This is a genomic window from Lysobacter sp. P5_B12, from assembly GCF_056400425.1.
In genome coordinates this window covers 57874-71445 of the sequence record NZ_JBFULG010000008.1, presented here as the reverse complement: position 1 = coordinate 71445, position 13572 = coordinate 57874, and the positions used below count along the sequence as shown (strand labels likewise).

General features: G+C 68.4%; 16 protein-coding genes. 2 read left to right on the top strand and 14 right to left on the bottom strand.

What is annotated here, in order from left to right; translation table 11 throughout:
• Positions 1–2: 2 nt before the first annotated feature.
• From AC1DOM_RS13130 to AC1DOM_RS13070, 13 genes are all read right to left on the bottom strand, one after another.
• Positions 3–368, bottom strand: coding sequence for a PilZ domain-containing protein (locus tag AC1DOM_RS13130; RefSeq protein WP_156641539.1), 366 nt, complete (start codon positions 366–368; stop codon positions 3–5).
• Positions 365–1333, bottom strand: a complete 969-nt coding sequence (locus tag AC1DOM_RS13125; RefSeq protein WP_498963989.1) for a DNA polymerase III subunit delta' — start codon at positions 1331–1333, stop codon at positions 365–367. The genes AC1DOM_RS13130 and AC1DOM_RS13125 overlap by 4 nt, the downstream gene beginning before the upstream one ends.
• The gene (gene tmk / locus AC1DOM_RS13120; RefSeq protein WP_498963987.1) at positions 1330–1974 is read right to left on the bottom strand and encodes a dTMP kinase; all 645 of its coding nucleotides are present in this window, start codon (positions 1972–1974) and stop codon (positions 1330–1332) included. The genes AC1DOM_RS13125 and tmk overlap by 4 nt, the downstream gene beginning before the upstream one ends.
• Positions 1971–3053 (bottom strand): endolytic transglycosylase MltG, encoded by a 1083-nt coding sequence (mltG, locus tag AC1DOM_RS13115; RefSeq protein ID WP_498963985.1) that lies wholly within the window; start codon positions 3051–3053, stop codon positions 1971–1973. Before mltG ends, tmk begins: the two co-directional genes overlap by 4 nt.
• Positions 3054–3066: 13 nt before the next feature.
• Positions 3067–3888 (bottom strand): aminodeoxychorismate lyase, encoded by an 822-nt coding sequence (pabC, locus tag AC1DOM_RS13110; protein ID WP_498963983.1) that lies wholly within the window; start codon positions 3886–3888, stop codon positions 3067–3069.
• Positions 3885–5240 carry an aminodeoxychorismate synthase component I gene (locus AC1DOM_RS13105; protein WP_498963981.1) on the bottom strand — a complete coding sequence of 452 codons (1356 nt, stop codon included), beginning with the start codon at positions 5238–5240 and terminating at the stop codon, positions 3885–3887. The genes pabC and AC1DOM_RS13105 overlap by 4 nt, the downstream gene beginning before the upstream one ends.
• A gap of 17 nt (positions 5241–5257) precedes the next feature.
• Entirely contained in the window at positions 5258–6490 is a 1233-nt protein-coding gene (fabF, locus tag AC1DOM_RS13100; protein ID WP_498963979.1) for a beta-ketoacyl-ACP synthase II, read from the bottom strand.
• Between the two features lie 119 nt (positions 6491–6609).
• Positions 6610–6849 (bottom strand): acyl carrier protein, encoded by a 240-nt coding sequence (gene acpP / locus AC1DOM_RS13095; RefSeq protein ID WP_036169052.1) that lies wholly within the window; start codon positions 6847–6849, stop codon positions 6610–6612.
• Positions 6850–6970: 121 nt separating this feature from the next.
• Positions 6971–7717 carry a 3-oxoacyl-ACP reductase FabG gene (gene fabG, locus AC1DOM_RS13090; RefSeq protein ID WP_498963977.1) on the bottom strand — a complete coding sequence of 249 codons (747 nt, stop codon included), beginning with the start codon at positions 7715–7717 and terminating at the stop codon, positions 6971–6973.
• The gene (gene fabD / locus AC1DOM_RS13085) at positions 7714–8661 is read right to left on the bottom strand and encodes an ACP S-malonyltransferase (protein ID WP_498963975.1); all 948 of its coding nucleotides are present in this window, start codon (positions 8659–8661) and stop codon (positions 7714–7716) included. The genes fabG and fabD overlap by 4 nt, the downstream gene beginning before the upstream one ends.
• Before the next feature lie 120 nt (positions 8662–8781).
• Positions 8782–9759, bottom strand: coding sequence for a beta-ketoacyl-ACP synthase III (locus tag AC1DOM_RS13080; RefSeq protein WP_498963973.1), 978 nt, complete (start codon positions 9757–9759; stop codon positions 8782–8784).
• Positions 9760–9823: 64 nt separating this feature from the next.
• Entirely contained in the window at positions 9824–10015 is a 192-nt protein-coding gene (rpmF, locus tag AC1DOM_RS13075; RefSeq protein ID WP_498963971.1) for a 50S ribosomal protein L32, read from the bottom strand.
• 45 nt (positions 10016–10060) lie between these two features.
• Positions 10061–10609: a YceD family protein gene (locus tag AC1DOM_RS13070; protein ID WP_498963969.1), complete on the bottom strand. Its 549-nt coding sequence runs from the start codon at positions 10607–10609 to the stop codon at positions 10061–10063.
• 117 nt (positions 10610–10726) lie between these two features.
• Here AC1DOM_RS13070 and AC1DOM_RS13065 point away from each other — a divergent pair, with 117 nt between their 5' ends.
• Both AC1DOM_RS13065 and AC1DOM_RS13060 read left to right on the top strand, forming a co-directional pair.
• Complete coding sequence (locus tag AC1DOM_RS13065; protein ID WP_498963967.1) at positions 10727–11092, top strand: hypothetical protein; 366 nt, start codon at positions 10727–10729, stop codon at positions 11090–11092.
• A gap of 2 nt (positions 11093–11094) precedes the next feature.
• The gene (locus tag AC1DOM_RS13060) at positions 11095–11664 is read left to right on the top strand and encodes a Maf family protein (RefSeq protein ID WP_498963965.1); all 570 of its coding nucleotides are present in this window, start codon (positions 11095–11097) and stop codon (positions 11662–11664) included.
• Between the two features lie 3 nt (positions 11665–11667).
• Here AC1DOM_RS13060 and AC1DOM_RS13055 read toward each other — a convergent pair whose 3' ends face one another.
• A complete protein-coding gene (locus AC1DOM_RS13055; protein WP_498963963.1) occupies positions 11668–13554 on the bottom strand; it encodes an ArnT family glycosyltransferase in 1887 nt (628 codons plus the stop codon).
• Positions 13555–13572 lie beyond the last annotated feature (18 nt).

Here is a 13572-nt window from a genome sequence, read left to right as displayed (position 1 = left end):
AGTTACATCGTGTGCGTCGGCTTGTCCGCCGTCAGCGTGCCCGCGAGGATCGTCTCGATCTTGTGGCGCACCGCTTCGCCTTCGGCGCTGTCGGCGAACTGCACGCCGATGCCGGCGGCGCGGTTGCCCTGCGCACCCGGCGGCGTGACCCAGACGACCTTGCCGGCGACCGGCAGGCGGTCCTTCTCTTCGAGCAGCGTGAGCAGCAGGAAGACCTCGTCGCCGAGGAAGTAACGCTTGGGCGTCGGCACGAAGATGCCGCCGGATTTCAGGTACGGCATGTACGCGTTGTACAACGCCGACTTGTCCTTGATGGCCAGCGACAGGATGCCCTGCCGTGCCCCGCCTGCCCCTGCGACTGCGCTCATCCCCTGCCCCCTCGTGCGACCGGCACCGGCGCATCGCCGCGCCAGGCCAACAACAATTCCGTGACCGCGAGATCGGCGCGCACCGTGGTGCGCAGCAATTCGCGGGTGCGGTTCGCTGCATCGAACCACGCGGCCAGACTGCGGGTTCGCCCCGGATCGGTCAAGCGCGTGGCGCGTTGCAAAGCAAGGTCCGCCGCATGTCTTAGACGCATTCCGGCGTATTCATCGGCCACCCACGCCTGCGCGGTCGCGAGTGCGCCGGCGGTGCCCTGCTCCAGTTTGTCGAGGTCGGCGGCGACCTGTCGACGCAACGCGAGCCCGTCGTTGCGCAACCAGTCGTCGGCCAGGCCCGGATGGCCGCGCGCTGCGTCGAGCGCTTCTTCGGCGGCGGCGGGCTTGTGGCCTTGCGTGCCAAGCCAGGCCAGGGCTTCGGCGCGCGGTGGCAGATGGAATTCGACGCGATGGGTACGGCTGCGGATCGTCGCGGGCAAGCGCGAGGGATGCGCGCTCAGCAACCAGAGGTAGCGACCGGGTTGCGGTTCTTCGAGCGTCTTGAGCAATGCGTTCGCCGCGGCGTGGTTGATCGCGTCGGCCGGCGTGATGAGCGCGACCTGCGCGCCGCCGTATTGCGGCGTGAGCGCGAGGCGCTGGGAGAGTTCGCGGATCTGCTGGATGACGATCTCGGTGCGCAGTTTCGTGCCTTCGGTGTTCGGCAGGAAACTCACGAGGCTGTAATCGGGATGCGTGCCCGCGACGAACAACTGGCAGCTCTTGCACGTGCCGCAGGGCAGCCCCGATTCGGGAGGTTGCCGGCACAGCACGCGTTGCGCCAGGCGTTCGACGACCGCGCGCTTGCCGATGCCCGCGGGCCCGACGAACAACACGCCATGCCCGAGCCGGCCGGCTTCGTGCACCGACAGCAGGTGGTCGTAGATGCGCTGCTGCCAGGGCGCGAGCGGCGTCACAGGCCGCCTTCGATGTAGTGCTGCAACAGCGCCGTCGCGCGCAGGGCGACATCTTCGGCGGAGGCCGACGCATCGATGACGCGGATGCGCTCGGGCTCGGCGCCTGCGCGCGCCAGATAGGAGGCGCGGACGCGTTCGAAGAATTCGTCGCGCTCGCTTTCGATGCGATCGGGCACCAGGTCGCGCCCGCGCGTGCGTTCGCGGCCCTGCTGCACGCGCAGGTCGAGCAGCAGGGTCAGGCCCGGCCGCACGACCACGAAGCGGCGTTCGAGTTCGGCGATCAGCGCAGGATCCAGCCCGCGCCCGCCGCCCTGGTAGGCGTAGCTGGAATCGGTGAAGCGATCCGACAACACCCAGGCATTGCGTTGCAGCGCGGGCAGCAGCGTCTCGCGCACGTGCTGCGCGCGCGCGGCGAACATCAGCAGGAGTTCGGTTTCCGCCGATGCCGGCTCATGCGTGGGATCGAGCAGCAGCGCGCGAATGCGTTCGGCCAGCGGCGTGCCGCCCGGTTCGCGCGTGCAGACCACTTCGGCGCCGGTGGCCATCAGCGCATCGCGCAGGGCGTTGAGCACCGTGGACTTGCCCGCGCCTTCGCCGCCTTCCAGGGAAATGAAGCGCGGTTGCGTCACAAGGCCGTTCACTGCGCACGATTCCTTGCGCGATAACGCGCCATGTACGCGCGCCATGCGGCCTGGTGGTCGGCGTAGTTGCTGCTGAAGACGTGGCGCCCGCTACCGTCGCCGACGGCCATGAAGTAGATCGCGTTGCCGCCCGCGGGATTGACGACCGCGCGCAGCGCGTCGATGCCGGGCATCGCGATCGGCGTCGGCGGCAAGCCGGCGATCTTGTAGGTGTTGTAGGGCGAGTCGGCCTGCAGGTCCGCCTTGCGGATGTTGCCGGCGTACGCGCTGCCCATGCCGTAGATGATCGTCGGATCGGTTTCCAGGCGCATGCCGAGCCTGAGCCGTCGCGCGAATACGCCCGCGATCTGCGGGCGTTCATCGGCCACGCCGGTTTCCTTCTCGACGATCGAGGCGAGGATGAGTGCTTCGTCCTTCGACTTGAGCACCGTGTCTTTCGCGCGTGCTTCCCATGCGGCATCCAACGCGCGCGTCATCGCATCGTGCGCGCGACGCAGGATGTCCAGGTCGCTGTCGCCGCGGACGTACTGGTACGTTTCCGGCAGGAAGCGTCCTTCGGGATGTTCGCCCGCGTGGCCGAGTTTCGCCATCAGCGCGGCGTCGGTCAGCTCGGCGGTTTCGTGTTGCAGCGTGGTGTCTCGCTCGAGGGCGGCGCGGACATCGCGCATGGTCCAGCCGGGCACGATCATGAAGCCGCGACTGATGACGCGACCATCGCGCAAGGCCTTGAGCAGGTCGCGCGGCGACATGTCCGGTTCGAGTGCGTACTCGCCCACCTGGATCTTGTTGGCCGCGCCGAGCTCGCGCGCAAGCGCCAGCCATTCGACCCGATGCCCGGTTTCCACGCCCGATGCGCGCAACCGCGCGACGACCTTGGCGAGCGAATCGCCGGGTTTCACCACCAACGTTTCCCCTTGCTCGATGCCCGCCATCGGCGCATCGGAGAACCCGGTGTAACGCTGCCACGCCCAGAAGGCGGCGCCCGCCAATGCGAGCAGCACGACGAGCACGAAAAGCTTGGATATGCCGCGGCTGCGGCGTGGGCCGGGCTGGCGCCGGCTGCGTCGACTGCGTGTCACGCCACCTCCATGGTCATTGCAAGGGTCCTGCGGAAAAGCCCGGATGCGCGCGCGACAGGCGCTGCACGAGCTCCCCCACGGCCGGGTGCGGCGCGAACGTGCGCGCCTGAAGCCGGGCCACGGGCAGGATACCCCGCACGGCATTGCAGAGCAGGACAGCGTCGGCGGTTTCGACGTCGGCGGGGGCCAGGCGGTCTTCCGTCGCGCCGGTTTGCGACAGGAGCCACGCACGGCACGTGCCGGCCACCCCGCATCGGTCGATGCGCGGCGTGGTCCATCGATCGCCGTGCAGGACGAACAGGTTCGCGGCGGTCGCGCAGACCACGTCGCCGTCGGTGCTGCACATCAGGCCTTCGTCGATCTCGGGGTCACTCCACTCGGCCCGCGCGAGGACCTGCTCGAGGCGATTGCAATGCTTGAGCCCGGCAAGCGCGGGTTGCACGGCGAGCCGGGTTTCGCACCAGCGCAGGACCAGGCCGCCTTCGCGCACCGGCGCGGGAAGCGGATGGCGCGACAGCCGCCAGACCGGTGGTGCATCGAAGTCGGGCGCATATCCGCGACCACCCCCGCCGCGCGTGACGATCAGGCGTGCGACACCGTCGCCCACATCGTCGAACAACTCGGCGAGCACGCCGTCGATCGCCGTGTCCGATGGCAACATCAGGCGCAACCGTTCAGCGCCGGCTTCGAGGCGCGCACGATGCGCCTCCCACCAGGGCACCGTGCCTGCATGCACGCGCATCGTTTCGAACACGCCGTCGCCATAGGCGAATCCACGCGCGTCGCCCGGCAAGGCATCGACGCGGTGATCGCCGATGAACGAGCGTCCGCTCATTCGCCCGCGCCCAATGCGCGCAGCAATCCGCGCGCCTTCGCCCGCGTTTCGTCGAGCTCGCGTTGCGGAATCGAATCGATGACGATGCCCGCGCCCGTGCGGAAGCGCAGCGTGTCGCCTTCGAGTTCCGCGCTGCGGATCAGGATGTTGAGGTCGAGGTCGCCGTCGCGGTTCAACCAGCCGAACGCGCCGGTGTACGCGCCGCGCCCCTGCCCCTCCAGCGCGGCGATGATCTGCATGCAGCGCACTTTCGGGCAACCGGTGATCGTGCCGCCGGGGAATACGGCGCGAATCACGTCGCCGGGAGTTGCATCGGCGCGCAATCTGCCGCGCACGTTGCTCACGATGTGGTGCACGTGCGCGTAGCTTTCGACGGTCATCAGTTCGTCGACCTCGACGCTGCCCGGCGTGCAAACGCGACCGAGGTCGTTGCGCTCCAGGTCGATGAGCATCACGTGTTCGGCGCGTTCCTTCGGATGGCCGACCAGCTCGCGGATGCGCGCTGCTTCGTCATCGCCGGGCAAGCGCGGGCGCGTTCCGGCGATCGGACGCGTTTCCACCGCATCGCCGCGGATCGAAACCAGGCGCTCGGGCGAGGAACTGACGATGGCCCAGTCGGGTCCCGCGAACAGGCCGGCGAACGGCGCCGGATTCGCGGTGCGCAAACGCGCATGCAATTCCGCCGGCGGCAACGGCGCATCGAAACGCGCGCGCCAACCGCGCGAAAGATTCACCTGGAACACGTCGCCCGCGGCGAGGTGTTCGATCACGCGTTCGACGCCGCGCGTGAAGCGCTCGGGTTCGTCTTCTTCGATCGACGCCGGCGCGCGCCATTCCGGCAATGGCGACAACGAAGCCGCAGCCTGCGCATCGGCGAGGATCGTGTCGATCCAATCGCGCCGCCCTGCTTCGGCGATCGCGAACACTTCGCCCGTCGCATGATCGCGCAACACGGCCGCGGGGCTGCGCATCGCATGGGCGACGGGCACGCGCCCCTGTGCTTGCGGCAGGCGCAGCACCGGTTCGACTTCGCCCGCGAGTTCGTAGGCGAGGAACACTACCCACCCGCCGCGGAAGGGCCAGCGCGGTTCGTCGCGCGGCACGCGCGCGGCCTGCCACTGGGCATCGAGCGCCGAAAGAAAATCGCCGTCGCGCGCGGTGCCATGCTGGTCGCGCACGATACCGTCGCGATCGAGCCGCACCGTTTCGCCGCCATCGACGAACAACATGTCCCAACGCCCCTGCGCGGTGCCGTGCGCGCTGGATTCCAGCAGCACCGGATAACGCGCCGGCGCCTGCCGGTGCAGGGCCAGCAGGTCGAGGGCGGGGTCGAGTTGGTGCGTGACGAGCACGGGCCCGTCTCCTGCCATCAGATCCGGCGGAACACCAACGTGCCGTTCGTGCCGCCGAAGCCGAAGCCGTTCGACACCGCGATGTCGATGTGCTTCTCGCGGGCCACGTTGGGCACGTAGTCCAGGTCGCAGCCTTCGCCGGGGTTTTCCAGGTTGATGGTCGGCGGAATGATGCCCTGGTGCAGCGCCATCACCGAGAACACCGCTTCGGCACCGCCGGCCGCGCCGAGCAGGTGCCCGGTCATCGACTTGGTGGAGCTGACCATCGTCTTGTACGCGTGCTCGCCGAGCGCGCGCTTGATCGCGAGCGTTTCGGCCACGTCGCCCAGCGGCGTGGACGTGCCGTGCGCGTTGAGGTATTGCACCTGGTCGGCGTTGATCTTCGCGTCGCGGAAGGCCGCGGCCATGCAACGCGCGGGGCCGTCGCCGTCTTCGCTGGGCGCGGTCATGTGGAAGGCGTCGGAGCTGGCGCCGAAACCGGCGAGCTCGCAGTAGATGCGCGCGCCGCGCGCCTTCGCGAATTCGTATTCCTCCAGGATGAGGATGCCGGCGCCGTCGCCGAGCACGAAGCCGTCGCGGTCCTTGTCCCACGGGCGCGAGGCGCGCGTCGGATCGTCGTTGCGCGTGGACATCGCCTTCATCGAGCAGAAGCCGCCCATCGAGGTCGGCGTGGAACCGCGTTCGGCACCGCCGGCGAACATCACGTCGGCGTCGCCGTGCTGGATCATGCGCATGGCGATGCCGATCGAATGGTTCGACGTGGCGCACGCGGAGACCGCGGAAAAATTCGGACCCTTGGCGCCGGTGAGCAGCGACACCTGGCCGGGGACCATGTTGATGATCGTGCTGGGCACGTAGAACGGCGAGATCTTGCGCGGGCCGCCTTCGTGCGCCTTGATCGTCTGCTCTTCGATGCCGAGCAGGCCGCCGATGCCCGAGCCGATGATCGCGCCGATGCGCTCGGCATTGGACTCGTCGATGACCAGGCCGGCGTCGTCGCGCGCCATCAGCGAGGCCGCCACGCCGTAGTGGATGAACTCATCCATCTTCTTGGCGTCCTTCGGCCCCACCCAGCGGGTGACGTCGAAGTCGCGCACTTCGCCGGCGATGCGCGTGGTCAGGTTGGACGCATCGAAGTGCGTGACCGGGCCGATGCCCGAACGCCCGTTGACGATGCCGTCCCAGGTGCTTGCCAGGTCGTTGCCCAGCGGCGAGACGATGCCCATTCCCGTTACGACGACGCGACGCATAGAGTGCTCCTCAACTTCTTGGACCCGCCGTACGAGGATTCACGTACGGCGGCGAATGCAATCGCAGAAACACACAGGGCCGCGAAAGCGGCCCCGTGGCTGCGACGTCATGCCCTGCTTCAGGCCTTGACGTGCGCCTTGATGTAATCGATGGCCTGCTGCACCGAGGTGATCTTCTCGGCCTCTTCGTCCGGGATCTCGCACTCGAATTCCTCTTCGAGCGCCATCACCAGTTCGACGGTGTCGAGCGAGTCGGCGCCGAGGTCGTCGACGAACGAAGCGCTGTTGGTCACTTCTTCTTCCTTGACGCCAAGCTGTTCGATGACGATCTTCTTGACGCGTTCTTCGATGCTGCTCATGGATCGTGCTCCTCCAGGGAGTCTGTTCAGGCGGGTAGTGTAGTGGAAGCCGGGCGGCGGCGCGTGGGGGCCTGGCCCGGCAAGCCGGTGGGTGAAATGGAGTGGCGGCTTGGCCCAGCCGTCAGGGCATGTACATGCCGCCGTTGACGTGCAGGGTCTCGCCCGTGATGTAAGCCGCCGACGGCCCGGCCAGGAAGGCCACGGCGCGGGCGATGTCGGCCGGCTCGCCGAGGCGGCCCAGCGCGATCTGGCCCACGAGCGCCGCCTTGGCGTCCTCGGGCAGGCCCGCGGTCATGTCGGTGGCGATGAAGCCCGGGGCGACCACGTTCACGGTGATGCCGCGGCTGCCGATTTCCTTCGCGAGCGACTTGCTGAAGGCGATGATGCCGGCCTTCGCGGCGGCGTAGTTCGCCTGCCCCGCGTTGCCGGTGACGCCGATGACCGAGGCGATGTTGATGATGCGGCCCTTGCGCGCCTTCATCATCGGGCGCATGACGGCCTTGGAGGTGCGATACACGCTCGTCAGGTTGGTGTCGAGGATCGCCTGCCAGTCTTCGTCCTTCATGCGCATCAACAGGTTGTCGCGCGTGATGCCGGCATTGTTGACGAGGATGGAGACGCCGCCGAATTCCTTGCCGATCGCTTCGATGAGCGCTTCGACCGACGCGCCATCGGTGACGTTCAACATGCGGCCGTGGCCGCCCCTGGCGGCGAGGCGTTCGCCGATGGCGGCCGCGCCGTTGTCGGTGGTGGCCGTGCCGATGACGGTAGCGCCCAGGGCGGCGAGTTCGTCGGCGATCGCGGCACCGATGCCGCGGCTCGCGCCGGTCACGAGGGCGACTTCACCTTTCAACGTTTGTTCGCTCATGCCTGGCTCCATTCGGTGAGCGCGGATTCCATGTCGGCGGACGTGCCGATCGCACGCGCGTCGAGCGATTTGTCGATGCGCTTGACCAGGCCCGTCAGCACCTTGCCCGGCCCGCATTCGGCGATGCGCGTGGCACCGCGCGCGGTGAGCGCCTGCACGCAACCGGTCCATTGCACCGGCAGGTAGAGCTGGCGCACGAGCGCATCGCGGATCGATTGCACGCCCTCGTGCACTTCGGCGTCGACGTTCTGCACCACCGGGCGATCGGGCGCAGACCACGACAGTGCGTTCATCGCTTCGGACAGACGGTTCGCGGCTTCGCGCATCAACGGCGTGTGCGACGGCACGCTGACGGCGAGCTTCACGGCCTTGCGCACGCCGCGTGCGGCGAGCAGTTCGAGCGCGCGATCCACCGCGGCCGCATGGCCGCCGATGACGATCTGGCCCGGCGAATTGAAGTTGGCGGGCACGACGATGTTGTCGCCCGAGGCTTCTTTGCAGACTTCCAGCACGAGCGCGTCTTCGGCGCCGAGCACGGCGGCCATCGCGCCGGTGCCGGCGGGCGCGGCGTCCTGCATCAGTTGGCCGCGCAGGCGGACGAGCTTGGCGCCGTCGTGCAGCGAGAGCGCACCGGCGGCGACGAGCGCGGCGTATTCGCCCAGGCTATGGCCCGCGAACAACGCCGGCTGCGCACCACCGCGCGCCTGCCACGCGCGCCATGCGGCGACGCCGGCGGCGAGCAGCGCGGGCTGCGTGAATTCGGTCTTGTTGAGTTGCTCTTCCGGGCCCTGCTGCGAGAGCGACCACAGATCCGCGCCGGCGCCTTCGGAGGCTTCGTCGAACGCCGCGCGCACGCGCGCATCGCCCGCCGCCAGATCGGAAAGCATTCCGACCGATTGCGAGCCCTGTCCGGGAAAAACGAAGGCGAGTTGGGGATTGCTCACGCGGTCACCCGTTGCGAAGAGGGCGGCATGATAAGTGCGTTCGCCGCGGGGCGTCTGTACGACGACGTATGTAACGTGTGAACTGCGGAGTCCGACACGCCGCCGATGCGGCGCGAACGATCAGTAACGAAGCAGCGCCGAGCCCCACGTGAAGCCGCCGCCGAAGGCTTCCAGCAACACCAGTTGCCCGCGCTGCACCTTGCCCGCGCGCACCGCTTCGTCCAGCGCCAGCGGCACCGAACCCGAAGACGTATTGCCGTGCTTGTCGACGGTGACGACCACGCGGTCCATCGGCATGTCCAGGCGCTTGGCCGTGGCTTCGATGATGCGCAGGTTGGCCTGGTGCGGGATCAGCCAGTCGATGTCGTGGCGGTCCATGCCGTTGGCTTCGAGCGCTTCCTCGACGACCGAATCCAGTGCCTTCACCGCGTGCTTGAACACGTCGTTGCCGGTCATCTGGATGCGCACGCCGCCGTTTTCCTCGGCCTTGAAGCCGACCGAGACGCCGACCGGGCTCCACAGCAATTCCTTCCTGCTGCCGTCGGCGTGCATGTGCGTGCTGAGGATGCCGGTTTCGGTGTCGGCCTTGAGCACGACCGCGCCGGCGCCGTCGCCGAACAACACGCACGTGGTGCGGTCGGTCCAGTCGACCATGCGCGTCAGCGTTTCCGAACCCATCACCAGCGCGGTCTTCGCCGCACCGGAACGGATGAACTTGTCGGCGACCGTGAGCGCGTAGATGAAACCCGAGCAGGCGGCGTTGACGTCGAACGCCGGGCAGCCGAGCGCGCCGAGGCGGTGTTGCACCAGGCACGCGGTCGACGGGAACACCAGGTCCGGCGTCGTCGTGCCCAGGATGATCAGGTCGAGCTCGGAGGCCTGCACGCCCGCGGCTTCGAGCGCGCGGACGGCTGCGTGGTACGCGAGGTCGCCGGTGGTTTCGCCTTCGGCGGCCACGTGGCGCTCGCGGATGCCGGTCCGCGCGGTGATCCACTCATCGCTGGTATCGACGAGCTTTGCCAGATCGTCGTTGGTGAGGACCTTTTCCGGCAGATAGCTACCGGTACCGGCGATGCGCGCGAACACTTGCTGGGTCATGCCCCTGCCCTGAATGGAATTGGCCCGGGGGCGCCGGCGCTTTGGCGCGCCAGCGCCGCGATCGTCACTCTTCGACGACGCGGTTCTTCGACGGCACGACCTTCTTGCCGCGGTAGTAGCCGTCGGCGGTCACGTGGTGGCGCAGGTGCGTTTCGCCCGTGGTCGGGTCGGTCGACAGCTGCTTGGCCGTCAAGGCGTCGTGCGAACGGCGCATGCCGCGCTTGGACGGGGAAACACGGGACTTCTGGACAGCCATGGTCTTGCTCCGATGAAAGCTTTTTGAATTGTCGAAGGGCTGCGATCAGCCTTTCGGTTTGTCCTTCAGCGCCGACAGCCCGGCGAACGGACTTGCGCGCTGCATTTCTTCTTCCGATGCGGTCCAGTCGCGCTCGACCGCCTCGGTACCGGGCGCCACGGGAACCACGGGGACGGCGAGGATCAATTCGTCCTCCACCAGCTCCGCGAGCCGCAGCAGGCCATCGTCGCCGACCAGCAGCGCCTCGTAGCCTTCCGGCAATGCGTTCTCCCCTTCCTCGTCGCGGATCAGACCGAGCCGTTGCACGATCGATACCGGCAGTGCGAATTTCTGCAGGCTGCGCTGGCATTCCAGCGGGAGCCTGGCGTCGATCCGCAACTCGACGAAGGGGATGCGCAACATGTCCTGGCCGAATTCGACCTCGACGCGTGCGCTGCCTTCCGTGTCCGCGAGTGCGCCCTTCAACCGCTGCATGCCGGCCAGCGGCAGCGCGCCTTCGAAGGTGCGTTGCGCGGCGACCATGCGCCAGGCGTCCAATTGTTCCGGAAGCCCGCGTGGGTGACCGGCCGAATGGGTGGGCGTATCGGCGGACATAAGCCGGGAATTGTTAGGCACTCACCCCGTCGGTGTCAAACCGCCGGACTTCGAACTGCTTGATAAGGCAGGGAATCGGACGGCAGACTGCCGAGCAGATTGTCCACGGAAGCCTGCGTGACCACCACCCTTCTCATCCTCATCCTTGCGGTGGTCGTCGCGGCCGCATTCATCCTGGCCCTGCGGCGCCGGGCCAACCGGGGCCGCCAGCGGGCCGTGGCCGCCCTGCTGGACTCCGCCGATGCCCTGGAAGCCCGCCTGCGCGTGGCCCGGGCCGAGATCGAGGCCGTGGCCGGCGACGAAGACAACCCGGTCCAGCAGGCCCTGCGCGAGATGCTCCGACAGCGGCTGTGGCTCCAGAAGCACGGCCAGACCGCCTCGCTGGGCGAACTCCAGACCGTGCGCACGTCGATCGACGCCGCCCGCGCCCGCATCGAGGCCCAGCTGGCCCTCATCGAACGCGCCCGCGCGCCGCTGGCCTGACCATGCACCTGATCCTCGCCTCCACCTCGCCCTACCGGCGCGAGTTGCTCGGCCGCCTGCGCCTGCCCTTCGATGTCGTGCGGCCCGAGGTCGACGAGACGCCGGCCCCGGGCGAATCCCCGGCCTCCCTCGCGCTCCGCCTGGCGCGCGCCAAGGCCGAAGCCGTCGCCGCCGCGCATCCCGGAAGCTGGGTGATCGGTTCGGACCAGGTCGCCGACCTGAACGGCACGCCGCTCGGCAAATCGGGCGATCGCGAAACGGCCATCGCGCAACTGCTGTCCATGTCCGCGCGCACCGTGGTGTTCCGCACCGCCGTGAGCGTGCGGCGCGACGATGCCGCCTTCGATTCGGTCGATTGCACGCGCGTGCGCTTCCGGCGCCTGGCCGTCGAGGAAGTGCAACGCTATGTCGATGCCGAGCAACCCTTCGATTGCGCGGGCAGCTTCAAATCCGAAGGCTTCGGCATCGCGCTGTTCGATGCGATCGAAACGCACGATCCCACTGCGTTGATCGGCCTGCCGATGATCGCCACGGCGCGCATGCTGCGCGCCGCGGGCTTTTCGCTTCCCTGAGGATCAGTCGACGATCCGCAGCGGTTGCTCGGACCATTGTTCGACGCTGCCGTCGCGCCCGGTCAGCCGCAATCCGAGCCAATGCATGCCCGGCGACACGGCGCCGACGCGCACGCGCGCGGTCCACGCCACGTAGGGATGCTGCGGATCGTTCGATTCGCGCCAGTAACCGCGGATGCCCACGTGTTGCTGCCCGTAATCGGCCAGGCCGACGACTTCGCCATCCAGCGTGACTTCCACGCGCGCGATGCCGACGCCATCCTTGAACGCCCACCCCGCCGCTTCGAAATCGCGCGACACGCGCGCCTTCGCCAATGGCGAATCGATGTAGGCCATCGCCGGCGCCGTGCATTGGCCGCTCGCGCGTTTTGCGGGCATGCGGAACAACAGGAAACGCTGGCGCCCGTGGTCGATGTTCACCACGCGCGGCGGCGGCAACGGACCGAGCATGTCGCACAGGGCGTGGTAGTGCTGCAGCAAGTCTCGATAGCGCACTTCCGACGCACCGACGACGAGCAGCAGCTCGCGTTCGCCCAAGGACGCGCGATCGTGCACGCTCAATTTCCACAACGCGAGCTGCGGCGCGCGCCCATGCGCGACGTTGAGTGCATGCGGCAGGACCGCGATGTCCGGATCGTCGAGCGCGAACCCCAGTTCGGAGCCGACCTTGAAATTGTCGGCGACGATGCGCGCATCGTGCGGCAGCTTCGCGCGTTCATCGCGCACCGCATCGGCGAGCGCGCCCCAGCCGGCGAAATTGGCCGGATACCACTTCGCCGCCGCGAACCGCGCGCGCGCGAGCGGGCTGGAAACGACGACGTAGTACCCGAGGATCGCGACCAGGCCCGCCACCGCGAGCGCCCACGTCGCGCGACGCCAGCCGCGCGGCCATTGCGCGAGCGTTGCCGGCACCAGCGGCACCAGTGCGTACAGCCCTGCGAGCGTCCAATGGAAACTGATGCGCTCGTTGTCGGCGAAGAACCCGAGCAGGCAGAACGCCACCACGGTGCCGCCGCCGAGCAGCGCGAAATACTTGGCATGGTTGCGATCGTCCGCGCCCTGCCCGTGCCAACCACGCACCGCCGCGTGCGCCATCGCGGCGAACAACAACGGCGTCGCGAGGAGCGCCTGGATCACGAAGAACCACGCGCCGTCGAAATGGAAATCCCACGGATGGCGATCGACGAGCTGGAAGCGCAGGCCCGCATCGGCGTTGTCGAGGTTCCACACGATCAGCGGCGTCCACGCGACCGCGCCGATCGCGAGCGCGACCCACGTGCGCACATCCTTCAACACGTGGCGCCCGCGCGGGATCATCAGCAAGGCGACCAGGCCCACGCCGATCACCGCCGCGAAGCGATAGTGGCTCAACGCGCCGATGGCCAGGCCCGCGGCGAGTTCCAGCGCGCCGGCGGGATCGACCTTGCGCAACAGCCGCGCGCCGGCATCCACGCACAACAAGGTCGCCAGCGCGAGCGGCACGTCGGGCACCGCGAGCAAGCCGAGCGTGCCACCCAGGGGCAAGAGCACCGCGAGCAAGCCGGCCTGCCATGCGAAGACATCGCACGTGCGGTCGCCGTCCTTCGGCGCGCACGCGTGCCGGGCGATGCGCACGATCAGCCACGGCAAGGCCATGCCGATCAACAGGAACGGCCAGCGCAAGCCGAAGACGTTGGTGCCCGCCACGGCCGTCCCCAGGCGCGCGAGCCATGCCGTCAGGCCCGGGACGTCGGAATAAGCGAGCGCGAGATGCTGGCCCTCCTGCCAGTAGAAGGCTTCATCGACGAACGGCGGCAGGCGCACCGCGACCAGCAACTTGATCGCGGCCACCACGGCCCATGTCCACAGGAACGCGCGTCGTGCGCGTCGTGCGTCTTCTTCGTTCCGCATCGACCCCGGCCTCGTTAG

Excerpts from the sequence above, each read along its gene's own strand:
- fabF (WP_498963979.1), bottom strand. The coding sequence starts at position 6,490 with ATGCGTCGCGTCGTCGTAACGGGAATGGGCATCGTCTCGCCGCTGGGC.
- acpP (WP_036169052.1), bottom strand. The coding sequence starts at position 6,849 with ATGAGCAGCATCGAAGAACGCGTCAAGAAGATCGTCATCGAACAGCTT.
- pabC (WP_498963983.1), bottom strand. The coding sequence starts at position 3,888 with ATGAGCGGACGCTCGTTCATCGGCGATCACCGCGTCGATGCCTTGCCG.
- fabG (WP_498963977.1), bottom strand. The coding sequence starts at position 7,717 with ATGAGCGAACAAACGTTGAAAGGTGAAGTCGCCCTCGTGACCGGCGCG.
- AC1DOM_RS13070 (WP_498963969.1), bottom strand. The coding sequence starts at position 10,609 with ATGTCCGCCGATACGCCCACCCATTCGGCCGGTCACCCACGCGGGCTT.
- AC1DOM_RS13060 (WP_498963965.1), top strand. The coding sequence starts at position 11,095 with ATGCACCTGATCCTCGCCTCCACCTCGCCCTACCGGCGCGAGTTGCTC.
- AC1DOM_RS13130 (WP_156641539.1), bottom strand. The coding sequence starts at position 368 with ATGAGCGCAGTCGCAGGGGCAGGCGGGGCACGGCAGGGCATCCTGTCG.
- AC1DOM_RS13055 (WP_498963963.1), bottom strand. The coding sequence starts at position 13,554 with ATGCGGAACGAAGAAGACGCACGACGCGCACGACGCGCGTTCCTGTGG.
- rpmF (WP_498963971.1), bottom strand. The coding sequence starts at position 10,015 with ATGGCTGTCCAGAAGTCCCGTGTTTCCCCGTCCAAGCGCGGCATGCGC.
- AC1DOM_RS13080 (WP_498963973.1), bottom strand. The coding sequence starts at position 9,759 with ATGACCCAGCAAGTGTTCGCGCGCATCGCCGGTACCGGTAGCTATCTG.